The 23,530-nt window shown below is 63.6% G+C and carries 18 protein-coding genes and 1 tRNA gene; 3 read left to right on the forward strand and 16 right to left on the reverse strand.

Annotated elements, in window-relative coordinates; all coding sequences use genetic code 11:
• Positions 1 to 54 precede the first annotated feature (54 nt).
• Positions 55 to 894: a class I SAM-dependent methyltransferase gene (locus FO013_RS06560; RefSeq protein ID WP_143921761.1), complete on the forward strand. Its 840-nt coding sequence runs from the start codon at positions 55 to 57 to the stop codon at positions 892 to 894.
• A 251-nt stretch (positions 895 to 1,145) separates the two neighbouring features.
• Here FO013_RS06560 and polA read toward each other — a convergent pair whose 3' ends face one another.
• Positions 1,146 to 3,812 carry a DNA polymerase I gene (polA, locus tag FO013_RS06565; protein ID WP_143921762.1) on the reverse strand — a complete coding sequence of 889 codons (2,667 nt, stop codon included), beginning with the start codon at positions 3,810 to 3,812 and terminating at the stop codon, positions 1,146 to 1,148.
• Positions 3,813 to 3,853: 41 nt separating this feature from the next.
• Between polA and FO013_RS06570 the strand changes: the two genes are divergently transcribed.
• Positions 3,854 to 4,312 (forward strand): PaaI family thioesterase, encoded by a 459-nt coding sequence (locus FO013_RS06570; RefSeq protein WP_143921763.1) that lies wholly within the window; start codon positions 3,854 to 3,856, stop codon positions 4,310 to 4,312.
• Positions 4,313 to 4,468: 156 nt separating this feature from the next.
• Here FO013_RS06570 and FO013_RS06575 read toward each other — a convergent pair whose 3' ends face one another.
• On the reverse strand, positions 4,469 to 5,089 hold the full coding sequence (locus FO013_RS06575) for an ANTAR domain-containing response regulator (RefSeq protein ID WP_374701013.1): 621 nt from the start codon (positions 5,087 to 5,089) through the stop codon (positions 4,469 to 4,471).
• Between the two features lie 160 nt (positions 5,090 to 5,249).
• Here FO013_RS06575 and FO013_RS06580 point away from each other — a divergent pair.
• A tRNA-Leu gene (locus tag FO013_RS06580) sits at positions 5,250 to 5,331 on the forward strand.
• Between the two features lie 211 nt (positions 5,332 to 5,542).
• Here FO013_RS06580 and FO013_RS06585 read toward each other — a convergent pair.
• The 14 genes from FO013_RS06585 to FO013_RS06650 all read right to left on the reverse strand — a co-directional run bounded on the left by FO013_RS06585 (position 5,543) and on the right by FO013_RS06650 (position 23,446).
• Positions 5,543 to 6,937: a dicarboxylate/amino acid:cation symporter gene (locus tag FO013_RS06585; RefSeq protein WP_143921764.1), complete on the reverse strand. Its 1,395-nt coding sequence runs from the start codon at positions 6,935 to 6,937 to the stop codon at positions 5,543 to 5,545.
• Positions 6,938 to 7,185: 248 nt separating this feature from the next.
• Positions 7,186 to 8,733 (reverse strand): pyruvate kinase, encoded by a 1,548-nt coding sequence (gene pyk, locus FO013_RS06590; protein ID WP_101618596.1) that lies wholly within the window; start codon positions 8,731 to 8,733, stop codon positions 7,186 to 7,188.
• Between the two features lie 123 nt (positions 8,734 to 8,856).
• Positions 8,857 to 10,311 (reverse strand): glutamate synthase subunit beta, encoded by a 1,455-nt coding sequence (locus FO013_RS06595; protein ID WP_143921765.1) that lies wholly within the window; start codon positions 10,309 to 10,311, stop codon positions 8,857 to 8,859.
• Positions 10,304 to 15,004 carry a glutamate synthase large subunit gene (gltB, locus tag FO013_RS06600; protein WP_143921766.1) on the reverse strand — a complete coding sequence of 1,567 codons (4,701 nt, stop codon included), beginning with the start codon at positions 15,002 to 15,004 and terminating at the stop codon, positions 10,304 to 10,306. The genes FO013_RS06595 and gltB overlap by 8 nt, the downstream gene beginning before the upstream one ends.
• Before the next feature lie 178 nt (positions 15,005 to 15,182).
• Positions 15,183 to 15,497: a hypothetical protein gene (locus FO013_RS06605; RefSeq protein WP_143921767.1), complete on the reverse strand. Its 315-nt coding sequence runs from the start codon at positions 15,495 to 15,497 to the stop codon at positions 15,183 to 15,185.
• On the reverse strand, positions 15,494 to 16,285 hold the full coding sequence (gene trpA / locus FO013_RS06610) for a tryptophan synthase subunit alpha (RefSeq protein WP_143921768.1): 792 nt from the start codon (positions 16,283 to 16,285) through the stop codon (positions 15,494 to 15,496). Before trpA ends, FO013_RS06605 begins: the two co-directional genes overlap by 4 nt.
• On the reverse strand, positions 16,282 to 17,496 hold the full coding sequence (trpB, locus tag FO013_RS06615; RefSeq protein WP_143921769.1) for a tryptophan synthase subunit beta: 1,215 nt from the start codon (positions 17,494 to 17,496) through the stop codon (positions 16,282 to 16,284). Before trpB ends, trpA begins: the two co-directional genes overlap by 4 nt.
• A gap of 37 nt (positions 17,497 to 17,533) precedes the next feature.
• Positions 17,534 to 18,337: an indole-3-glycerol phosphate synthase TrpC gene (gene trpC / locus FO013_RS06620; RefSeq protein WP_143921770.1), complete on the reverse strand. Its 804-nt coding sequence runs from the start codon at positions 18,335 to 18,337 to the stop codon at positions 17,534 to 17,536.
• Complete coding sequence (locus FO013_RS06625; RefSeq protein ID WP_143921771.1) at positions 18,334 to 18,603, reverse strand: HGxxPAAW family protein; 270 nt, start codon at positions 18,601 to 18,603, stop codon at positions 18,334 to 18,336. The genes trpC and FO013_RS06625 overlap by 4 nt, the downstream gene beginning before the upstream one ends.
• A gap of 98 nt (positions 18,604 to 18,701) precedes the next feature.
• The gene (locus FO013_RS06630; RefSeq protein WP_143921772.1) at positions 18,702 to 19,229 is read right to left on the reverse strand and encodes a Trp biosynthesis-associated membrane protein; all 528 of its coding nucleotides are present in this window, start codon (positions 19,227 to 19,229) and stop codon (positions 18,702 to 18,704) included.
• 1 nt (position 19,230) lies between these two features.
• Entirely contained in the window at positions 19,231 to 20,793 is a 1,563-nt protein-coding gene (gene trpE, locus FO013_RS06635; protein WP_143921773.1) for an anthranilate synthase component I, read from the reverse strand.
• Positions 20,783 to 21,154 carry a phosphoribosyl-AMP cyclohydrolase gene (gene hisI, locus FO013_RS06640; protein ID WP_143921774.1) on the reverse strand — a complete coding sequence of 124 codons (372 nt, stop codon included), beginning with the start codon at positions 21,152 to 21,154 and terminating at the stop codon, positions 20,783 to 20,785. The genes trpE and hisI overlap by 11 nt, the downstream gene beginning before the upstream one ends.
• Complete coding sequence (gene hisF, locus FO013_RS06645; protein WP_143921775.1) at positions 21,151 to 21,915, reverse strand: imidazole glycerol phosphate synthase subunit HisF; 765 nt, start codon at positions 21,913 to 21,915, stop codon at positions 21,151 to 21,153. The genes hisI and hisF overlap by 4 nt, the downstream gene beginning before the upstream one ends.
• Positions 21,916 to 21,943: 28 nt before the next feature.
• Entirely contained in the window at positions 21,944 to 23,446 is a 1,503-nt protein-coding gene (locus tag FO013_RS06650; protein ID WP_143921776.1) for a carboxyl transferase domain-containing protein, read from the reverse strand.
• Between the last annotated feature and the right edge of the window lie 84 nt (positions 23,447 to 23,530).

The following is a 23,530-nucleotide window of genomic DNA, read 5'->3' on the forward strand; positions in this document are numbered from 1 at the left end:
CGTGAATGCACGCCGAAGTCGGAAACAGAACATGGCGATCGCCACGGAGGAATGATGAGCGACGGAAGTTATCAGGCCGAGGTCATCAGCGGCGGCTATCTGCCCATCGATGAAGAGGCGTCAGTCCGCGCCAATAGGGGCTATTGGGACAATTCCGCCGAGGATTACCTGGCCGAGCACGGCAGTGCGCTCGGCGACACGGATTTCATCTGGTGCCCGGAGGGAATCCGCGAATCCGATGTGAATCTGCTCGGCAATGTCGCTCGCAGGCAGATCCTCGAGGTCGGCTGCGGCGCCGGACAGTGCTCGCGCTGGCTGGCCGAGGAAGGGGCGATCGCGACCGGTGTCGACGTGTCCTCAGGCATGCTCGAGCAGGCCTCCAGGCTCCAGCGCGAACACCCGCTCAGCAACGATGCCACTCCCCCGACATTCCTCCACGCCGATGCCCGACAGCTGCCGTTCGCGTCGAACAGCTTCGATGTCGGGTTCTCCTCCTACGGTGCGCTGCCCTTCGTGAAGGACGCCGATGTCGTCTTCTCCGAGGTCGCTCGTGTGCTTCGACCGGGCGGACGGTGGGCCTTCTCCACCACCCACCCGCTGCGTTGGATGTTTCCCGATGTGCCCGGCGAAGCGGGACTGACCGTCGAGTACTCATACTTCGACCGCACGCCGTACGTGGAGATCTCCGCGGACGGGCAGCCGGTCTACGCCGAGCACCACCGGACCATGGGCGATTGGGTGAATCTGCTGGTCACAGCCGGCTTCACGATCGATTCGGTGACAGAGCCGGAATGGCCGGAGTCCAACCAGACCGCCTGGGGCGGCTGGTCTCCCCTTCGCGGTTCGCTCATGCCCGGCACCGTCATCTTCTCCACCACTCTCAATAAGGACTGACTCCCGCACCACTGCGCACCCGCCGGGTCTCCGCCGCGAACTGCAACGCACAGCACCTCTTCATGGACCTCACTTCGCACTGAACCTGCGTTCACTGTGCGATTACGGTCGCCCACAGCAGCATTCTCGAACGTAATCGCACAATGAATTCCGGTTCACTTCCGCGTGAGGTTCAGTTCCGCGTCCGGTTCAGTTCCGCGTGAGGTCCACTTCCGCGTGAGGTTCAGTACCGCGTCCGGTTCACTTACGCGTCAGTGAGCTGCGTCGTGCCAGGAGACTCCGGTGCCGACGTTGACGTCGAGGGGCACGTCCAGCTCGAAGGCCGATCCCATCTCCTCGGTCACAATCGACGTTACGGACTCGACCTCATCTGGGTGGACGTCGACGATGATCTCGTCATGGACCTGGAGCAGGACAGTCGACTTGAGGTCGCCGAGGCGGTCGCTGACCTTGAGCATCGCAATCTTCATGATGTCGGCGGCCGATCCCTGGATCGGGGCGTTGAGGGCCGCGCGCTCGGCCATGTCCCGCAGCTGCCGCCGGTCGCTGTGCAGGGCCGGCAGGTACCGCCTACGACCCATGATGGTCTCCGTGTAGCCGTTGGCTCGAGCCTGTTCGACGATCTCGTCGAGGTAGTCCTTGACCGCGCCGAAGCGCTCGAAATACTGCTCCATGAGGTTCTTCGCCTCGTCCACACCGATCGCCAGCTGTCGGGACAGGCCATAGGCGGAGAGCCCATAGACCAGTCCGTAGGACATGGCCTTGACCTTCGATCGCATTGCGGAGTCCACGTCGTCGATGCCGACTCCGAAGACCCTCGAACCGACATAGGAGTGCAGATCCTCGCCGTCCTTGAATGCCTGGATCAGTGCGGCATCGCCGGAAAGATGAGCCATGATGCGCATTTCGATCTGCGAGTAATCGGCTGTCAGGAGCCGAGAGTCTTCGATCTCTGGGTCGGAGATGAAGATCTCACGGATACGCCGCCCTGATTCGGTGCGGACCGGAATGTTCTGCAGATTCGGGTCCAGCGAGGACAGTCGGCCTGTCGCGGCGACGGTCTGCTGGTAGGTCGTGTGGATCCGACCATCCTCAGCCACGGTCTTGAGCAGACCCACGACGGTCTGCTTGAGCTTCGTCGAATCACGGTAGGCCAGCAGATGCTGCAGGAACGGATGCTCGGTTTTGATGAACAGCTCCGCCAGCGCCTCGGCGTCGGTGGTGTATCCGGTCTTCGTACGTTTCGTCTTGGGCATGTCGAGTTCGTCGAAGAGCACGGCCTGCAGCTGCTTGGGCGATCCGAGGTTGACCTCATGGCCGATCGCCTCATAGGCGAGCTTCGCGCTTTCCTCCGCCTGCTTGGTGAACTCATCGATGAGCCTGGACAGACCCGCTTCATCGACTGCGATGCCTGCCAGCTCCATCGTGGCCAGCACCGGGACCAGGGGCAGCTCGATGTGGCGGTAGACCTGGCTCATGTTCGCATCATCGATTGCCAGTGCAAGAATCTCGTGGACTTCAAGCAGCGCGGCAGCCCTGTATCCGTGTGTCTGAGCGGTCTGGTCCGAGTCGAGGGAGAGGGCCAGCTGTCCGCTGTCACTTCCGGGCTCGCTCAGTTCGATGCCCGCACGTTCGAGCGCAATCTGCGGCAGCTCGTAGCTGCGCTGATCGGGCACCAGGAGGTAAGCGGCCAGAGCCGTGTCACCTGCGACGTCATCGACCTCGAGGCCCAGTGAGCGCCAGGCCTTGATCTGCGTCTTCGCACTGTGCAGAATCAGGGTCTTCGTCCGCAGCGCCGAACTCAGCTTCGCAACGGCTGCCTCCCCCGCCTCGGCGAGGTCGACGACCCAGGCTTCCTCCGGCGTGCCGGAAACAGCGAGGACTCGAACATCGCCGTGCCCGAGTTCGTAACGCGCGTCGGAGTCAAGAGCGAGCACATCGGAATCAGCTATCTTCTCAAGCAGGCCCGGAACATCGAGAGTCTCAACGGAGACTTCGCGGGCGGGTCCGGCAGCTTCCTCTGGTACGGCTTCCTCACCGAAGATCGCACTCAGTCGTTTGCCGAGCGCCTGGAATTCCAGCTGGTCGAACAGGCTCGAAAGTTCGCTCGGGTCGCCCTCGCCCCATTTCAGGTCGGCGTAAGTCAGGTCCAGGTCCACATCGTCGAGGAGGCGATTGAGTCTGAAGTTGCGTTCGACCTCAGAGACGTGATCGCGAAGCTTCTCACCGACCTTGCCCTTGATCGATTCCGCGTTCGCGAGCACTCCGGGCAGGTCACCATAAGACGTCAGCCACTTCGCCGCAGTCTTGTCACCGACCCCGGGAACTCCGGGAAGGTTGTCGGCCTTCTCCCCCACCAGAGCAGCGAGTCCGCGGTAGTTCGCGGGAGTCACCGCGTACTTCTCTTCGATCGCGGTCGGTGTCATGCGATTGAGGTCGCTGACGCCGCGTTTGGGGTAGAGGATCGTCACAGACTCATTGGAGAGCTGGAACGAGTCCTTGTCTCCGGTCATCACCTCGACGCTGGCTCCAGCCTCGGTGCCCATGCGGGCCATGGTCGCCAGCGCATCGTCGGCCTCGAAGCCCTCTTTGGTCACCACAGTGATCCCCATCGCGATGACGATGTCCTTGATCAGGTCGATCTGAGGGTGGAACTCCGGTGGTGTCTTGGCACGGCCAGCCTTGTACTCCGGATACTCTTCGAGACGGAACGTCTGACGTCCCAGGTCGAAGGCCACGGCCACATGGCTGGGCGACTCGTCCCTGAGAACATTGATGAGCATCGAAATGAAACCGTAGATGGCGTTCGTCGACTGGCCGGTGCTGGTGGCGAAGTTCTCCACCGGCAGGGCATGGAATGCCCGGTAGGCCAGAGAGTGTCCATCGATGAGCAGGAGGGATTCGTTTACTTGAGTCACATGGCATAGCCTATCGTTCAAAACTGACATGAAGGAGAACGATGTTCACACCGGACGCATCATTGACTGCGGAGACCACCGAAGAGCAGTGCCGGCAGCTGCTTGGCCAGCTCAACGCCCCCGACGCAGTCGGTGATCTGGCGGCGAAGATGGGGATCGAGTTCACAGAGCTGACTCACGACCACGTCACGGGCACCGCACCGGTAGCGGGCAACACTCAGCCCATGGGCCTCTTCCACGGCGGCGGCCATGTCGTGCTCGCCGAATCCCTGGCCTCGATGCATTCGTTCCTCATCTCCGGAGGGAAGAACGTCGTCGGCGTCGACCTCAATGCCACACATCTGCGTGCGGCGAGGGACGGCACAGTGACCGGCCGCGCCGAGGTGCTCCACCGGGGACGCACGATCGTGTCCCACGAGGTGAAGATGACAGATGCCGCCGGCCGGCTCCTCTCCATCGTGCGAATCACGAACATGATCCTCAAAACCGAACCCAAATGATCTGCAGGCCGGTGAGATCTGCAAGCCAGTGCGATCTCCAAGCCAGTGCGATCTGCCGGCGATGTGATGTGCAGGGCAGTGACTGCATCACACGAAGGAGGCCGGCGAATCCTCTTCGGATTCGCCGGCCTCAGTGTGTGTTGGGACGGATGCTGGCTACTTGTCGGAGCCGATCTGTTTGAGAACGGTGTCCGCGACCTCACGCATGGTCAGGCGACGATCCATCGAAGTCTTCTGGATCCAACGGAAGGCCTCGGGCTCACTCAGACCCATCGAGGTCTGGAGCAGGCTCTTCGCGCGTTCGACGACCTTGCGGGTTTCGAAGCGTTCGGTCAGATCGGAGATCTCGCTCTCTAGTGAGCTGATCTCTGCATGACGCGACAAGGCGATCTCGAGGGCCGGAATGAGGTCCGCAGCGGTGAAGGGCTTGACCACGTAGGCCATTGCTCCCGCATCACGAGCTCGCTCGACGAGCTCCTTCTGCGAAAAGGCCGTCAGCAGGACCACCGGAGCGATGCGCGCCTTGGCGATCCTCTCTGCTGCGGAGATTCCGTCGAGGATGGGCATCTTGATGTCCATCACGACGAGATCGGGGCGCAGCTCTTCGGCCAGGCGGATTGCGGATTCGCCGTCTGCGGCTTCGCCGACGACGTCGTATCCGACCTCGCGCAGCATCTCGACGATATCGAGACGAATCACGGCCTCGTCTTCCGCCACTACGACGCGGCGAACCGGCACGGACTCATCTGAAGTTGGTTGTTCGCTGTTTGAAAGCACGGCACCAGTCTAAACCAGGCCCACGCGCGCACCGACGTCGGTGTCCAAGTTTCTTCTGTGATGGTAACCACCCGTGTGATGGTCACCACCGCCGCCGATTGTGCAATCACCGAGAAGCTGTCGTAAACTCAACCCTGTCGCGGATTCGCTCCACGACCAAGCCGGATTGGCGGAATTGGTAGACGCGGTGCACTCAAAATGCATTGTCGAGAGACGTGTGGGTTCGAGTCCCACATCCGGTACTTACCCCAGGCAGTCACCGGACTGCCACAGGGCACCAAGCAGCAGTGAAGGGGCCGGCGAACTCATGTTCGCCGGCCCCTTCACTCATTTCGCCGGTAACTCTTCGCCGCGAACTCGGCCGACAGCGAAGCTCTCTGCGCCGCAACAGCTCGACAGACATTTCCGGCCGACATGAGCCAAATGCTCATGCCGGCCAGATGCCCAGAGGAGTCAGGAACGCGCTCCGCTCGAGGGCTGTTCGAGTTCAGCCCCATCGGTATCGACGGCACTGTCCTCTGCATCCTCATCGACCGGCACATAGCCGTCTACACGAGCTGCATCGTAGCGGTCGACATCGAGGATGTCGTGACGTTTGGCCACAAGGGCAGGGACGAGAGCCTGTCCCGAGACATTGAGCGCTGTGCGTCCCATGTCGACGATCGGCTCGATCGCCAGGAGCAGACCCACTCCTTCAAGAGGCAGCCCGAGAGTGGACAGCGTGAGAGTCAGCATCACGGTGGCACCGGTCGTTCCGGCCGTTGCCGCCGAGCCGATGACGGAGACGAACACGATCAGGAAGTACTGCACGATCGTGAGATCGATTCCGAAGAACTGGGCCACGAAGACAGCGGCGATCGCCGGATAGATCGCGGCACAGCCGTCCATCTTCGTCGTCGCCCCGAAGGGGACTGCGAAGGCGGCGTAACTCTGCGGAACGCCGAAGTTGTCGGTGGCGACCTTCTGGGTCACGGGCATGGTGCCGATCGAGGACCGCGATACGAAGCCCATCTGGGCGGCCGGCCACACACCGGAGAAGTACTGACGGGCCGAGAGGCCGTTGAGCTTGGCCAGCGTCGGATAGACGACGAAGAAGATGATCGCCAGTCCCACGTAGACAGCAACGACGAACCACAGCAGGGAACCCATGGTCGACCACCCGTAGGAGTTGACCGCGTTGCCGATGAGGCCGAGGGTGCCGATCGGTGCAATGCGCACGATCCACCAGACCACCTTCTGCACGACGGCCAAGGCCGCTTCGACGAACTGGAGGAAGGGTTCGGCGGCCTTGCCGACCTTGACTGCGGCGATGCCGATGGCACCGGAGACGATGATGAGCTGAAGGATGTTGAAGTCGACCTCGGAGACCAGGCCGCCGGCCTCATCGGGTGAGGTCGCGACCTCCATGCCGAGGAAGTTCACGGGCACAAGACCGGTCAGGAAGCCGATCCAACTGCCTTGCGAATCGGGGGCGGAACCGCTCAACGATGCGGCGTCTGCGTGCGTACCCGGCTGAATCACAACACCGAGGATGAGTCCGATGAGTACGGCGATGAGCGCGGTGAAGGCGAACCACAGAAGCGTGGAGACTGCGAGCCTGGCTGCATTCGTCACCTTGCGCAGATTGCCGATGCTGGCGATGATCGCGGTGATGACGAGGGGCACGACGGCCGCTTTGAGGAGAGTCACATAGGACGAGCCGATGGTGTCCAAGGTCTGACCGAGCCAGTTGTCCTGACCCTCGCTGACCGGGCCCCAGGATCGGGCGATCAGCCCGAGGACCACGCCCGCAATCAGGGCTATGGTGACCTGCACCCCGAATGATCGGCTCCACTTGGGCAATCTCATGCCATTCCTCTTCTTCGTCTGTCGGTTTCCGAATGATGCTCAACCCGAACGCTGCTCACTTCGAGCGAATCAAAGCTCAGGCAATGTTCAACTCACAGCACAACTGTTGAGCAATCTCAGAAATTCCGCAAGTCCGAGTGAAGTGGCTCTCACCGGCGCCAACCACTCAGGTCGCTGCTCGCGCATATGACAGCGTGACATGACGACGGCGGCCACCCCAAGAAGGGGCAGCCGCCGTGTGGAGAGCCTCAGTGCCTCGGTGTGCCGTTCTCCTTGACGATCGGCACCTCATGGGTGACCGGCGTTTCGGAGACGATGCCGTATCCGGCCAACGGATCTTCCTCATCGTCCGAGGAGTCTTCGTAAGCCGCAGCTACACCCTTGGCGGCATCACCCATCGTGTGGATGCGCAGGGCATTGGTCGATCCTGGGATTCCGGGAGGTGACCCGGCCACAAGGATGGACTGATCACCCTCGTGGGCGGTTCCGTCAGCGAGCAGCACGGCATCGACCTGCCTGGCCATCTGGTCCGTGTGCCGCACGGTCTTGACCAGATAGGGGCGCACACCCCAGGTCAGTGCCAGCTGGTGGCGAACCTGAGCATCGGGGGTGAAGCCGAGGATCGGCCAGGCGGGACGCAGACGCGACATCCGGCGTACGGAGTCACCCGTCTGGGAGAACGTGCACAGCAGATCGATATCGAGCTGTTCAGCAATCTGAACAGCTGCGGCCGTCACGGCCCCACCCTTGGTGTGAGGAACTGTACCCAGCTGCGGGATCCGTTCCATGCCGTGTTCCTCGGTGGATTCGATGATGCGGCTCATCGTCCGGATCGCTTCGACCCAGTAGTCGCCCACTGAAGTCTCACCGGAGAGCATCAGAGCATCGGCTCCGTCGAGGACGGCGTTGGCGCAGTCGCTGGCCTCGGCGCGAGTGGGCCTGGCCGCATCGATCATGGTCTCGAGCATCTGAGTGGCCACGATCACAGGCTTAGCCTGCTGACGGGCGATCTCGACCGCACGCTTCTGCACAATCGGAACCTGCTCCAGGGGCAGCTCCACCCCGAGGTCACCGCGGGCGACCATGATTCCGTCGAAGGCATCGATGACCGCATCGAGCTGATCGACGGCCTGCGGCTTCTCCAGCTTGGCGATGACGGGTGCGGAGATGCCGACCTCGTCCATGACTGCCCTGACATCGTCCATGTCCTCGGGACTGCGGACGAAGGATAGCGCCACCCAGTCGAAGCCGAGCTTGAGGCCCCATTTGAGGTCCTCGATGTCCTTCTCCGACAGCGCCGGCACGGAGACCGGAACACCGGGAAGGTTGATGCCCTTGTGGTTCGAGATCGTTCCGCCGATCTCCACTTCGGTGACGACATCGGTGTCGGTGACCTCGGTGGCACGCAGACGCAGGCGCCCATCATCGATGAGCAAGGGATCCCCGACGGACACATCGCTCGGCAGAGTCGACAGTGTGGTGCTCACGACCTCGGCTGTGCCGGCGATGTCGCGGTTGGTGATGGTGAAGGCTGCACCTTCGACCAGCTCTTCCTTGCCGTTGGCGAAATTGCCGACCCTGATCTTCGGGCCCTGCAGATCGAGCAGCAGCGCGACGGCGCGGCCGGTGTCGAGTGCGGCCTGACGAACCCAGGCGAATTTCTCTTCGTGTTCTTCCCGCTTGCCGTGGCTGAGATTGAATCTGGCCACGTCGACGCCTTCGTCGACGAGCGCGCGGATCTCTTCATAGGAGTTCTGATTCGGACCTAATGTTGCGACTATCTTTGCACGCCTCATGCACACCACCCTACCTGTACCGTGGCGGGCGATCCGAACCGCCCGCCACGTCTGTTCGTCGGAGGAGAGTCACGCACACCAATGTGCGGGATTCTCAGTAATTGACACGGATCATCTTAACATTTAAAACGATCTGTCGTGTGGTCCGACCGGTGCAGGCAGCCGAGTCGACCCCGTGAGGAACCGGTCGACCTCGGCCGCGACCGACCGTCCCTCGGCGATCGCCCATACGATGAGCGACTGACCCCGCCCAGCGTCACCGGCGATGAACACTCCGGGAGTCGAACCGACATAGGACTCATCGCGGGCGAAGGCTCCGCTGTCGCTGACGTCGAGGCCGAGAACGTCGGATTCCGGCCCCGAGAAGCCGAGGGCCAGGAGCACGAGGTCTGCATCCAAGCGGTGCTCGGTTCCAGGAGTCGGCACACGGCGACCGTCGAGGAACTGGGTCTCTGCCACATCGATCCCGACCACCCGGCCCTGCTCATCTCCAGCGAACCCTGTCGTCGATGCGAGGTAGCGCCGCGTGCCGCCCTCCTCATGAGAGGACTGGACCTCGAAGATGCGCGGGACCGTCGGCCATGGGTCTGCCTCGCTGCGGTCGATGGGCGGCTGAGCTCCGATCGCCAGCGTCGTGACCGAGGCTGCAGTCTGCCGCAGGGCCGTGCCCAGACAGTCCGCACCCGTGTCACCACCGCCGATGATGACCACGTGCTTTCCCTGAGCGTCGATGTGGCTCTCCACTCCACCGGGTCCAGGCTGCTCCCCCGCCTGCACACGATTCGAGGGCACCAGATAGTCCATCGCGAATTCGACTCCGCGAAGCTCACGGCCGGCGATAGTCATATCACGGGGCACTGTGGCACCTGTGCACACGATGACGGCGTCGAAGCTCGACTGCAGATCCTCGAGGCTGATGTCCCTGCCGATCTCGACCGAGGTCTTGAACCGGGTGCCTTCTGCGCGCATCTGATCGAGACGACGGTCGATGTGCTGCTTCTCGAGCTTGAAATCCGGGATCCCGTAGCGCAGCAGTCCGCCGAGGCGGTCATCGCGTTCGTGGACGACGACGGTGTGCCCGGCCCGGGTCAGCTGCTGGGCTGCAGCGAGCCCGGTCGGACCGGAGCCGATGACGGCAACGGTCTGACCGGTGATCCGTTCAGGAATCATCGGCTGGATGAGTCCGGCAGCGAAGCCCTGGTCGACGATCGAGACCTCGACCTGCTTGATCGTCACTGCAGGCTGATTGATCCCGAGGACGCACGCATTCTCACAGGGTGCCGGGCAGGCGCGACCGGTGAATTCCGGGAAGTTGTTCGTTGCATGCAGAAGTTCGACGGCCCGCGGAAGTTCGCCGCGATACATCGCATCGTTGAACTCCGGAATCAGGTTGCCCAGGGGGCAGCCTTGATGGCAGAACGGTACGCCGCAGTCCATGCAGCGCGATGCCTGCCTGCGCAGCTGCTCCGGATCACCTGCTTCGTAGACCTCGCGGTAGTCCATGAGCCGGATGGGAACCGGGCGCCGCCGTGGCAGCTCGCGCTGGTCGGTGGTGAGGAATCCATGTGGATCAGCCATTGGCGACCTCCAGAATCTTGTGCCAGGCGTCATCCGAATCCGCGGACTGACCTGCCGCGATGAACTCTTCCTGGACGTCTTTGACCATCGCATAGGCGACGGGAATGATCTTTGTGAAGCGGGAGAGGACGTCCTCTCCTCGGCGCAGTCCGTCGAGCAGCTGGGCAGCCAGGGGCGAACCCGTCCACTGAACATGTTCACCCAGCAGACGCTGGAGGACTTCCATGTCGGTGATTCCCACCCCGGTGAACCGGAATACGCCGGCAGCGCGTTCCTTGGGGTTGAGCTTGGCGGGGTTGAAGTCCAGGACGTAGGCCGTGCCGCCCGACATGCCTGCGGCGAAGTTGCGTCCGGTGCTGCCGAGGATCACGGCGAGGCCTCCGGTCATGTATTCGAGCCCGTGGTCACCGATGCCTTCGACCACCGCCTCGGCGCCCGAGTTGCGCACCATGAACCGCTCGCCCACCTGGCCGGAGACGAACAGCTTGCCGGCGGTCGCACCGTAGCCCAGCACGTTGCCGGCGATGACGTTGTGCTCGGGTCTGGTCGGGTTCTCCTCGTGCGGATGCACGCTGATGGTCCCGCCCGAAAGCCCCTTGCCGACGTAGTCGTTGGCGTCGCCGTGCAGGTCGATGGAGACTCCGCGAGGCAGGAAGGCACCGAGTGACTGCCCGGCGGTGCCGTGTAGGTCGAGCCTGATCGTGTGCTCGGGCAGGCCCGCCTCCGCATGAGCGAGCGTGACATTGTGTCCCAGCAGGGTGCCGACGCTGCGGTCCGTGTTCTCGATCGCCGAGGTGATCGTGACCTGCGCCCCGGACTCGATTGACTCCCCAGCTTCAGCCAGCAGACGCAGGTCCAGTTCACCCGCGAAGTCGCGGTTGACTTCAGTGGTGCGTTTGCGAAGCACTGCGGTGTTGCCATGGACGTCCTCGGGCACGGTGAGTATCGAGGCCAGATCGAGGTCGAGGCCCGAGGCCTCGGCACGCTTCTCATCGATGCGCAGTCTCTCGACTGCGCCGATCGCCTCGTCGAGCGAGCGCAAGCCCAGCTGTGCAAGGTAGCCGCGGACCTCCTCGGCGATGAAGGTGAAGAAGTTCACGACGTGATCGGCCTGGCCGTGGAAGCGTTCGCGCAGCTTCGGGTTCTGGGTCGCGACGCCGACGGGACATGTGTCCTTGTGGCACACACGCATCATGATGCAGCCGGAGACCACGAGGGCCGTGGTCGCGAATCCGAACTCCTCGCCACCCAGCAGGGCGGCGATGATGACGTCGCGGCCGGTCTTGAGCTGGCCGTCGACCTGCACGCTGACCTTCTCTCGCAGCCCGTTGAGCACCAGGGTCTGCTGGGCCTCGGCCAAGCCGAGTTCCCACGGGGTGCCGGCATGCTTGAGGGAGTTCAGCGGGCTGGCGCCGGTGCCTCCGTCGTGACCGGAGACGAGGACGACGTCCGCTCCGGCCTTGGCCACGCCTGCGGCCACCGTGCCGACGCCGATCCCGGACACGAGTTTCACGTGCACGCGGGCCTTGGCATTGGCGCGACCGAGATCGTGGATGAGCTGAGCAAGGTCCTCGATCGAATAGATGTCGTGATGCGGCGGCGGAGAGATCAGCCCCACTCCGGGAGTGGCATGTCTGGTCTTCGCGATCCACGGGTAGACCTTCGTCCCGGGCAGTTGTCCGCCCTCTCCCGGCTTCGCGCCCTGCGCCATCTTGATCTGCAGGTCGTCGGCCTCGGTGAGGTAATGGCTGGTGACCCCGAAACGTCCGCTGGCGATCTGTTTGACAGCCGAGCGGCGTTCGGGATCGAGGAGACGTTCGGTGTCCTCTCCACCTTCACCGGTGTTCGACCTTCCGCCGATGCGGTTCATGGCGATGGCCAGAGTCTCGTGTGCCTCTTGGGACAGTGAGCCGTAGCTCATTGCACCTGTCGAGAAGCGCTTCATGATCTCGCTGGCCGGCTCCACCTCGGCGATGTCGATCGGTCCCGATTCCGTGGGCACGAGGTCGAACAGTCCGCGCAGAGTCATGAGCTCACGCGACTGCTCATCGACGGCGTGGGTGTACTGCTCGAAGATGTCGAAGCGTCCTGTGGCAGTGGAGTGCTGCAGCTTGAAGATCGTCTCCGGGTTGAATAGGTGGCCCGGGCCTTCGCGCCGCCACTGATATTCGCCTCCGACCAGCAGATTCCGGTGCGAGGGCCGCGGATGGTCATCGCGGTAGGCGTCGGCATGCCGAGCACTCGATTCCGCGGTGATCTCGATGATCCCCTTGCCCCCGAGCTGGTGCGGGGTGGAGGTGAAGAACTCGTCGATGAAGTCATCCGAGAGCCCAAGGGCCTCGAAGGTCTGTGCACCGTGGTAGGACTGGACAGTCGAGATCCCCATCTTCGACATGATCTTCAGCAGGCCCTTGTTCAGCGCCGTGAGCACATTCGCCACGGCCGCGGATTCGCTGATGCCGCGGATCCTGTCTGAGCGCACGAGCGCCTCGGCGGTCTCCATGACGAGGTACGGGTTGACTGCGGATGCGCCGAATGCCACCAGCGTGGCGACATGGTGGACCTCACGGACATCGCCAGCCTCGACGATGATGGACACCCGCGTCCGCGAACGCTGCCGCACCAGGTGGTGGTGAAGGGCCGAAGTCAGCAGCAGCGACGGAATCGGAGCGAGATCAGCCGTCGAGTCCCGATCGCTGAGGATGATGAACACTGCTCCGGCCTCAACTGCCTCACTGGCTTCCCGACACAGCGCCTCGAGGCGCTTTGCCATGGCATCAGGCCCGGCATTCACCGAATACAGGCCGGCCAGCGTCACACTGGGTCGTCCATCGTCGACGCCGAGGTGGTGGCCCTGGACGTACGAGATCGCCGTCAGTTCATCGTTGTCGATGACCGGTTGATCGAGCAGGATATGCGCGGAGTCCGGCTGGGCGAACTGCAGCAGGTTGCCTTCGCGCCCGATGCCCGAGGACATGCTGGTGACGATGTCTTCGCGGATGGAGTCCAGCGGCGGGTTCGTCACCTGAGCGAAGTTCTGATGGAAGTAGTCGAAGAGCAGCCTCGGTCGTTTGCTCAATGCCGCGATCGCCGTGTCGGTGCCCATGGCCCCCAGTGGCTCTGCCCCTGTCTCTGCCATCGGCGAGATGAGGATACGCAGCTCCTCCTCGGTGTAGCCGAAGGTTCGCTGACGCCTGCGCACCGATGACTGCGGGTGAGTGACGTGGATCCGGGTGGGCAAGTCCGCGAGTCGACGCGAACAGCTCTTGACCCACTCTTCATAGGGATGCTCAGCAGCGAGCTGATTCTTGATCTCCGTATCGGAGATGATCCGTTCGGACTCGGTGTCGACGAGGAACATCCGTCCCGGGGTCAGCCGACCGCGAGCGACGATGTCCGCCTCGGGCAGGTCGACGACGCCGATCTCACTGGCCAGGACCACGGTGTCGGAGGTCATGACGTAGCGCGCAGGACGCAGGCCGTTGCGATCGAGGACCGCCCCTGCCAGCTTCCCGTCGGTGAATCCCACGCAGGCGGGCCCGTCCCATGGCTCCATCAGGAGCGAATGATATTCGTAGAACGCCTTGCGAGACTCCCCCATGCCTGGGTTGTTCTCCCAGGCCTCCGGGATCATCATCAGCATTGCCTGCGGCAGCGACCTGCCCGAGGCGACCATGAGTTCGAGCACCGAGTTGAATGACGCCGAGTCCGAGGCGCCGGGCGGCACGATCGGGCACAATCTGTCCAGGCTCGTCGACGTGCCGGGCACCGGGGAGACGAGCAGGTCCGAGGCCAGCTTCGATTCCCTGGCCTGCATCCAGTTGCGGTTGCCGCGCACCGTGTTGATCTCACCATTGTGGGCGATCGTGCCGAAGGGCTGCGCCAGCTGCCACGACGGGAACGTGTTCGTTGAGAAGCGAGAATGCACGAGTGCGATCCGAGAGGTCAGCCGTTCGTCGAGCAGTTCCGTGTAGAAGGCGGAGAGCTGACCCGTTGAGAGCATGCCCTTATAGGTGATGGTGCCCGGGTTGAGTGACGGGCAGTAGAGACCCGCATGGTCGAGGCGCTTCCTCACGATGTAGGACCGGCGGCTCAGATCCTGTGGGTCCCGGGAGGGATACCGTTCGTCGATGGCGAGAAAGAGCTGGCGCATGCGCGGCATCGTGGTGCGTGCAGTCTCGCCCAGCACGCTCGCGTCGTGGGGTACGTCGCGGAAGGCAAGGACCTTCAGTCCCTCTTCGGCGGCGATGCGCTTGACGAGGCCGTCCTGATCCTCGTGCGAATCGTTCAAGCCCTCTGTGACCGAAGCGTCCCTGTCGTCCGTGGGGAACGCCACGTCGGGGATGAGATCCTGTCGGTAGTCCTGAGCGAAGAAGCCGATGCCCGCGGCGTAGCTGCCCGGCTCCGGAAGTTCGACGCCGTCGGCACCGAGCACCTCGGCGAAATAGTCGTGGGGTATCTGCAGGGTGATCCCGGCACCGTCCCCTGTGCCTTCATCGGAGCCGATGCCGCCTCGGTGTTCGAGTTTGCGCAGTGCGGTCAGAGCCTGTTCGACGACCTCATGGTCTGCCGGGCCACGGTAGCGGACGATGAGGGCCAGCCCACATGCGTCGTGCTCGAGTGCGGGATCGTAGAGTCCGGCACGAACTGGTTGACGCGGAGCTTTCGGGGTCGTTGAGTATTCACTGTACATCGCTGCCTTCACGGGGTGTAGGAGTTTACGTTAAAGACGGCGCTGTCCCTAGCTGTTTTCGCAGTGCCCTTCGAAGATCGTCCTCAGGCACAATTGTGACGTGGTTCTCACAGTCGGTACCCCAACCTACACCATGTGGTGAATCCGAAGGGAATAGAAAAAGGACCGTAAAACGAACCTAAAAGTCTCGGTCGTCGGACTTCGGACCGCTCTCGCCCCGAGTTCTCCGCTTCACATCGGGGGTGATCGAGATCGCGGAGGTGACCGCTCCGAAGTATCCGAAGCCGTGTCCCCCGAAGCCCTCACCGCCCTTTTTCGAAGCGCCTTCTGTTGCGCGGGCGACCTTTCGGGCACGACGAGCGAGGACGAAGACGACGATTCCGACGATGAGGAGGACCACACCGAGGGCGAGCACCCAAAGGGCCCACCCGGGGATCGTGGCAGAACCGAGCTGCAGTGCGTGATTCGATGCGAGCAGTTGAGCCCGGCTCATGCACAGCCCTCGGCGAGTTCAGCAGCCAAGCTGGCGATTCCGCTGACTCCGCCGCTGTCGAGAGCGCGCACGAGCGCCGAGCCGACGATCACGCCGTCAGCGTATTCGGCGACCTCTGCAGCCTGTTCGCGGGTCGAGACGCCGAGCCCGACGCAGGCGTGCGGCGCTCCGGCATCCTTGAGCCGAGATACGAGTTCACGAGCATGGTTGTCGACCTCGGAGCGGACGCCGGTCACTCCCATCGTCGAGGCGGCATAGACGAATCCGCGGCTCGCATCGACGATGGTGGCCAGCCGTTCGGGTGTCGATGAGGGGGCAGCGAGGAAGATGCGGTCCAGATCGAATTCGTCCGAAGCGCTCACCCATTCGGATGCCTCATCGGGGATGAGATCCGGGGTGATGATGCCTCCGCCGCCGGCAGAGTCCAGATCACGGGCGAAGGCCGAGACACCGTATTGCAGCACGATGTTCCAATAGCTCATCACCACGGCGGTCCCCCCGGCCTCAGCGACGGCTGAGACCGCAGAGAAGATGTCGGAGGTGCGCACACCGGCGGCAAGTCCCTGCTCGGCGGCACGTTGGATGACGGGACCATCCATCCCCGGATCCGAGTACGGCATGCCGACCTCGATGATGTCGACTCCGGATTTCACCAGTTCGACCATGGCCTCGATGGAACCCGGAACAGAGGGGAAGCCGACCGGAAGGTATCCGATCAGGGCGGCCTTGCGGCCTGCCTCGGCGACTGCATCGAGAGTGGTACCGGTTCGGGGTCCTGAGCTCGTCATACCTGCACAGCTCCTTCGTCGAAGTAGTTGAACCATTTGGCCGCGGTCGTCATGTCCTTGTCGCCTCGCCCGGAGAGGTTGACGAGCAGGACCGCCTCGCTGCCGAGTTCCCGTCCGACGCGCATAGCACCGGCCAGGGCGTGGGCGGATTCGATTGCGGGGATGATGCCTTCGGACCGCGACAGCAGCTGCATGGCTTCCATGGCCTCTTCATCGACGACAGGCTCGTAGGTGACGCGCTGAATGTCGTGGAGGTGGGAATGCTCGGGGCCGACCGATGGGTAGTCGAGTCCGGCCGAGATCGAGTGGGACCCTTGTGTCTGGCCGTCCTCGTTCTGGAGGATATAGGTAGCCGAGCCATGCAGGACTCCGGGGCGTCCACCGGAGAAGCGGGCGGCGTGGCGGCCGCTGTCGACGCCGTCTCCTCCGGCTTCGAAGCCGAAGATCTTCACCTCGGGATCGGCGAGGAAGGCGGCGAAGAGGCCCATGGCGTTCGACCCGCCTCCGACACACGCGCAGACCGCGTCGGGCAGACGGCCGACGGCGTTCTGGATCTGTTCGCGGGCTTCGATGCCGATGATGTCCTGGAAGGACCGGACCATGGCCGGGAACGGGTGCGGGCCGGCGACTGTGCCGATGATGTAGTGCGTGTTCTCTACGTTGGCAACCCAGTCGCGCATCGCTTCGTTCATCGCGTCTTTGAGCGTCTTGGTGCCGTTGGACACGGAGTTGACCTTCGCTCCGAGCAGTCGCATCCGAGCGACGTTGAGTGCCTGCCTCTGGGTGTCTTCCTCACCCATGTACACCTCGCACTCCATATCCAGGAGGGCGGCGGCCGTGGCTGCGGCAACACCGTGCTGTCCGGCTCCGGTTTCGGCGATGACACGGGTCTTGCCCATGCGCTTGGCCAACAGGGCCTGGCCCACGGCGTTGTTGATCTTATGGCTGCCGGTGTGGTTGAGGTCTTCGCGTTTGAGGAAGACCCGTGCCCCACCGCAGTGCGCGGCGAACCGGGTGGCCTCGGTGAGAAGACTGGGACGGCCGATGTAGCTCTGCTGCAGGTCGAGCAGCTGCTGCGTGAACTCCGGGTCGACCTGGGATTTGCGCCATGTCTCCTCGATCTCGTCGAGCGCGGGGATCAGCGCTTCGGGGAAGAACCTGCCTCCGTACGAACCGAAGTAGGGTCCGTTCTCCTGGCTCAAATCGGTCATTGCCGTCCTTCGTGGTTCGAAATGGTAATCGGGTGGATCAAGGCTGACGACTGGTCGCCGCCCGGCGCTCCTGCCCTGTCGAGGTGAACGCGGCCACGGCGGACTCGGCGTCACCGCCGGTGACGAGTGCTTCGCCCACGAGCACGAGATCGGCGCCGGCTCCGGCGTAGGTCTCGACATCATCGGGACCGGTGACTCCGGACTCTGCGACGAGTGTGCAGTCCGCCGGTGCTAGATCGGCCAAGGGAGCGAAACGGCTCGTATCGACGCTGAGGTCCTTGAGGTTGCGGGTGTTGATGCCGATCAGAGGGGCATTCAGTTCGGCCGCGATCGCCAGCTCATCAGCGTTGTGGGTCTCCACCAGGGCCGTCATCCCGAGTTCGTGAGCGAGAGCATGGAACTCGTGGAGCTGTTCGACGTCGAGTGCTGCGACGATGAGGAGAACAAGATCTGCGCCGTGGGCGCGGGCCTCATGGAATTGGTACTCCTCGACCATGAAATCCTTGCGCAGGACGGGAACGTCGACGGCTGCGCGGACGGAGTCGAGGTCCGCCAGGCTTCCTGAGAAGCGACGCCCTTCGGTGAGGACGCTGATCGCCCGTGCTCCCCCAGCGGCATAGAGGCCGGCCAGGGTCCCAGGATCCGGGATATGGGCGAGGTCTCCGCGGGAGGGAGAACGTCGTTTCACCTCGGCGATGACCCCGAAGTCGGCTTCGAGATCGAACGCACGCGCCGGCCGGGCCGCGCGTGCACGGTCGATGACGTCTGCCAGCGGTGTCTGCCTCCGGCGTTCGGCGAGATCTTCGCGTACTCCGGCGACGATATCGTCGAGAACAGTCATTTCTTCTTCGGCTTGTTTCCCAGGCCGACGGCACGCAGGATGATGCCGGCGATGAGGCCGAGCACGACGACGCCGATGCCGACGTAGGTGATGGTCGCGGTGTGGATCGTGAACCCGACGCAGCCGATCGTGACGCCGATCAGCATAACGATGACACCGGTCCAACCGGCCACGGAGTTTCCGTGTCCCGGGTCGGCGATTGCTGCATAGTCGATCGTCGATTTGTCGAGATCGGTTGCGCCGTTACGAGCGACGGTTTGCGACATGGTGCTCCTTAGAGATGCAGGCGTGGCACGCGTGAAAACTTGTTGCATCCATTGTGACACGCTTCGAGTTTGGTCGAGACACCGACCCGGTCACGAGGTCATTTCGATTCATCATCGGCCCCACCAGCGGTGGGATCGGGGTCGTCTCCGCGGGAGAGGGCGTCCCAGGTCGCTGCCGAATCGAACTCTTCGCCTCCGGCTTCCGCTGTCCTGGCGTACCGGTTCGAATTGGCCCATTTCGCCGAGGCGACGGCGATGTAGACGACGACGATGAGCGCGATGGCCGCCGCGAACAGGGCCACGATCGGCCAGGCGGTGGCCCCGGGGGATGAAACCGACTGCAGTGCGGTCATGCCGTAGCCGATGGCGGCCAGAGCAGCGAAGCTGAGAACGACGAAACGTCCGATCTTGCCCAACATGGCTGATAGCAGCCCGGTGACGGCGATGATTGCGACACAGGCGGTCGCGACCGGAGATGTCTGAGAGCTTGCGTCTTCCGTGACATCGGCCACACCTGCAGGACCCAATGAGTCACCGGGAACACCGGCCTGCCAGGACGCAAGGCTGATCGCCCAGAGTGCACCGGCCAGGATGAGGACGAGGAGTACTCCGCGTGATTTCGTCATCTCAGCCGCGTTCCCTGCTCGAGGCTCCGAGTTTGTCCACCGCGCCGGCTGCTGCCGCGGCCCCCAGGACTGCGGCCGCCTTGTTCTGCGATTCCTGATATTCGGTCTCGGGAACCGAATCGGCGACGAGCCCACCGCCGGCATAGACGCTCATGACCGAGTCGCGCAGGACTCCGGTGCGGATGGCGATCGCCAGGTCGAGGTCGCCGGTGAACGACATATAGCCCACGACTCCTCCGTATATTCCGCGGCCGATGGTTTCGAGCTCGTCGATGATCTGCAGAGCGCGGGGTTTCGGCGCTCCGGAGAGGGTGCCTGCCGGGAACGTGGCACGCAGCACGTCGACGGCTGTGTGTCCTGGTGCGAGCTCTCCGCGTACGGTCGAGGAGATGTGCATGATGTGGCTGTAACGCACGATGTCCATGAATTCGCTGACATCGACTGTGCCCGCCCGACAGACCTTTGCGAGGTCATTGCGGGCAAGGTCGACGAGCATGAGGTGTTCGGCACGTTCCTTCTCGTCACTGATGAGGTCTCTGGCCAGTGCGGAATCCTCTTCAGTCGTGGCTCCGCGAGGTCGCGAGCCGGCGATCGGGTGGGTGACGACGTCACCGGAGCGGACCGTGACGAGAGCTTCCGGGGACGAGCCGATGATGCTGGCAGGCTGTCCCTGGTCGTCATGGAGGTTGAGCAGGTACATGAATGGGCTGGGGTTCGAATGGCGCAGCATCCGATAGACGGTCAGCGGGTCGGCTGTGCAGTCGGTGTCGAAGCGTTGGCCGAGGACGACTTGGAAGATCTCTCCATCGACGATCTCACGTTTTGCCTGTTCGACGTTGTCGAGGTAGACCTGCGGGTCCGTGCGCGTCGACACCTCGGGTTTGACGAAGTGCGTGCTCAGGATCTCGGCGTCGCTGGACCTGCTGATCCTCGACAACATCGCTTCGATCCGATCGACGCCTGCGTGGTAGGCATCGTCGATGCCCGTATCGGCACCATTGACGTTGAATACGTTGGCCACGAGGGTGAGCGTTCCGGAGTAGTGGTCATAGACCGCGATGTCGCCGGGGATCATCAGCTGCACGGTCGGCAGATGGTGTTCGTTGGCTCGGGCGGGGCCGAGCCTCTCGAATTGCCGCACGATGTCCCAGCCGAAGTATCCGACGAAGCTTGAGACCATCGGTGGAAGAGCCGACTCGGTCGCGTCGACGGCGAGCAGTTCGAGGGTCGCTGTGACCGCGTCCAAAACGCTGCCGTCGGTCGGGATCCCCACCGGAGGTGTGCCGTCCCACCGAAAGCTCTCGCCCTCGGAGATCAGGGTGGCGACAGGTGCGGAGCCGATGAATGAGTAGCGCGCCCAGGCTCCGGACACGGCCGATTCGAAGAGGAAGCTGCCGGGTCCGCCGTCCGTGAGTTTGCGGTACAGGCTCAGCGGGGTCTCGGAGTCGGCGAGGACTTCGGCGTGGACTGGCACCAAGCGGTGATCGGCGCCCGAAGCGCGGAACTCATCGAGGCTGGGCCGGATCGTCAGCCCGGTGTCGGTCGTGCGTGTGTCAGTTGGCACTGATGGTCCTTCCGGTGAAGCACGTCGGGGTCAGGGTGTGGCAGGCGGGCCCGGTCTGTTCGACCTCCATGAGCAGAGCGTCCGCATCGCAGTCGAGGCTCAGGGATGCCACCTTCTGAGTGTGTCCAGAGGTTTCGCCCTTGACCCAGTATTCCTGCCGCGACCGTGACCAGTACACTGCGGCACCGCTGCTCAGGGTGCGTTCGATGGCTTCGGTGTCCATCCAGGCCATCATGAGGACCTCACGGCTGGTGACCTCTTGGACGATGACGGGAATGAGCCCGTCTGCGTTGACCGTGATCAGTTCGCGCCAGTTCTCCGGGGTGGCGTCGATCTGGGCGGCAGAACCGTGTGTGCTCATCGGACTTCGATCCCTTCCCTGCGCAGTGCGTCCTTGACTTCGGCGATGCTCAGCGTCCCGAAGTGGAAGACACTCGCGGCCAGCAGCGCGTCGGCCCCGGCAGCCACTGCCGGAGCGAAGTGTTCGACTCGTCCGGCTCCTCCGGACGCGATCAGCGGAACGTCGACCGCGGTCCGCGCGGCGGCGATGAGTTCGAGATCGAAGCCGTCGCGGGTGCCGTCCGCGTCGATGGAGTTGAGGAGGATCTCGCCGACGCCGCGCTCGGCCGCCTCGGTGATCCAGTCGATCGCGCAGCGACCGGTTCCCTCACGGCCACCGCGGGTGGTGACTTCGAAGCCGGAGGGCGTCTGTGTCCCCTGCGCGCGTCTGGCATCGAGAGACAAAACGAGGACCTGGTTGCCGAAATGGTGGGCGATATCGCTGATGAGCTGAGGGTTCGCGACCGCGGAGGTATTGACGGAGACCTTGTCTGCACCATCGCGCAGCAAGCGGTCGACGTCGGTGACGCTGCGGATGCCGCCGCCGACGGTCAGCGGAATGAAGACCTCTTCGGCACAGGCCCGGACGATATCGTGAACGGTCTCGCGATCACCGCTGCTGGCGGTGACATCGAGGAATGTCAGCTCGTCCGCACCGGATTCCCCGTAGCGTCGGGCCAATTCGACCGGATCGCCGGCGTCCTTGAGGTCCGCGAACTTCACGCCTTTGACGACACGTCCTTCGTCGACGTCGAGGCACGGAATGACTCTGATGGCAACCATGTGACTCTCCTAGATTCCTTGTCGACGTTCAGATTCCGAGGGTGCGATACCGTTCCATCCGGCGCGCCAAGCGCCGGTCGGATGGTTCGCGCATGAGCTCGATGAGTTCGTACTCCAGTGTCGCACCCACCCGGGACACGAAGTCCAATGGCTCCTCACTCGCATCTGGATGCTCGGCGATGATGCGGTCGACGACTCCCGTCGCCATGAGCATGGGTGCATGCACACCTTGGCTCTGGGCCATCTCCGGCGCGCGGTCGGTCGTCCGGTGCACGATCGCCGAGGCGCCTTCCGGGGGCAGGGGCGAAAGCCACCCGTTTTCGGCACTGAGCACCCGGTCCGCGGGGATCAGCGCGAGGGCTCCCCCGCCTGACCCCTCACCGAGGATGAGGGACACGGAGGGTGCATCGAGGTTCGCGAGGTCGGCGAGGCTGCGGGCGATCTCGCCGGCGATTCCACCCTCTTCAGCAGATTTCGACAGTGCAGCACCAGGGGTGTCGATGACGGTCACCAGCGGCAGGTCGAGTTCGGCGGCCAAGCGCATTCCGCGCCTGGCCTCTCGCAGTGCCGCTGGCCCGAGAGGTGCCCGGGAATCCTGGCGGAAACGATCCTGACCGAGAACGATGCACGGGGCGGAGCCGAACTTCGCCAGCGCCAACAGCAGTCCGGGGTCCTTCTCGCCTTGTCCAGTGCCGTTGAGGGGCAGCACGGTGTTGGCCGCGGTGCGCAGCAGGTCGCGAACTCCGGGACGATCGGCGTTGCGGGAACGGGTGATCGCATCCCACGCGTCGGTGTCCGGGTCGACGATCTCCGGGCGTGTGTCCGGGTCGGCGACGCGGGGCGGAATCTCCTTGGCGCCCATGAGCACGTCGAGGACTCGAGCGAGGGTGGTCTGGATCCGTTCGGGACTGATCACTGCGTCGATGATCCCGTGCTTGTGCAGGTTCTCCCCCGTCTGCACGTTCTCAGGGAACTTCTCTCCGTAGATGGCCTCAAAGACCCGCGGGCCGAGGAAGCCGATGAGTGATCCAGCCTCGGCGACGGTGACATGGCCCATCGAACCCCAGGAGGCGAACACCCCGCCTGTGGTGGGATGGCGCAGGTACACGAGGTAGGGCAGCGCGGCCCGACGATGGGCCATCACGGCGTTGGTGATCTTGACCATCGACAGGAACGCGATCGTGCCCTCCTGCATCCTGGTCCCGCCCGAGGCAGGCCCGGCCAGCAGCGGCAGTCCTTCGAGCGTGGCGCGTTCGATCGCGTCGACGAGCCGCTGAGCCGCGGCAACGCCGATCGAACCGGCCAGGAACCGGAATTCCCCGGCGACGATGGCGACGCGCCGGCCCTCGATCATGCCCTCTCCGGTGATGATGGCCTCATCGACTCCGGATTTCTCCCCGGCGGCGGCGAGTTCGGCCGCGTATTCCTCGGAGATGCCCCCGGCGGGCCTGATCGGGGTCGTATCCCAGGAAACGAAGGATCCGTCATCTACGACGATGTCGACGAGTTCATGTGCATTCAACCGTGCCACGTGCTTATCTCCTGCTTCAGATGTGTCTGACCAACGGTAAATCTGACGAACGGTAAAGCGGTGATGGGCCACCAGTTGCGGATT

It is taken from the genome of Brevibacterium aurantiacum (assembly GCF_007558825.1).
Taxonomy (GTDB): Bacteria; Actinomycetota; Actinomycetes; order Actinomycetales; family Brevibacteriaceae; genus Brevibacterium; species Brevibacterium aurantiacum_A.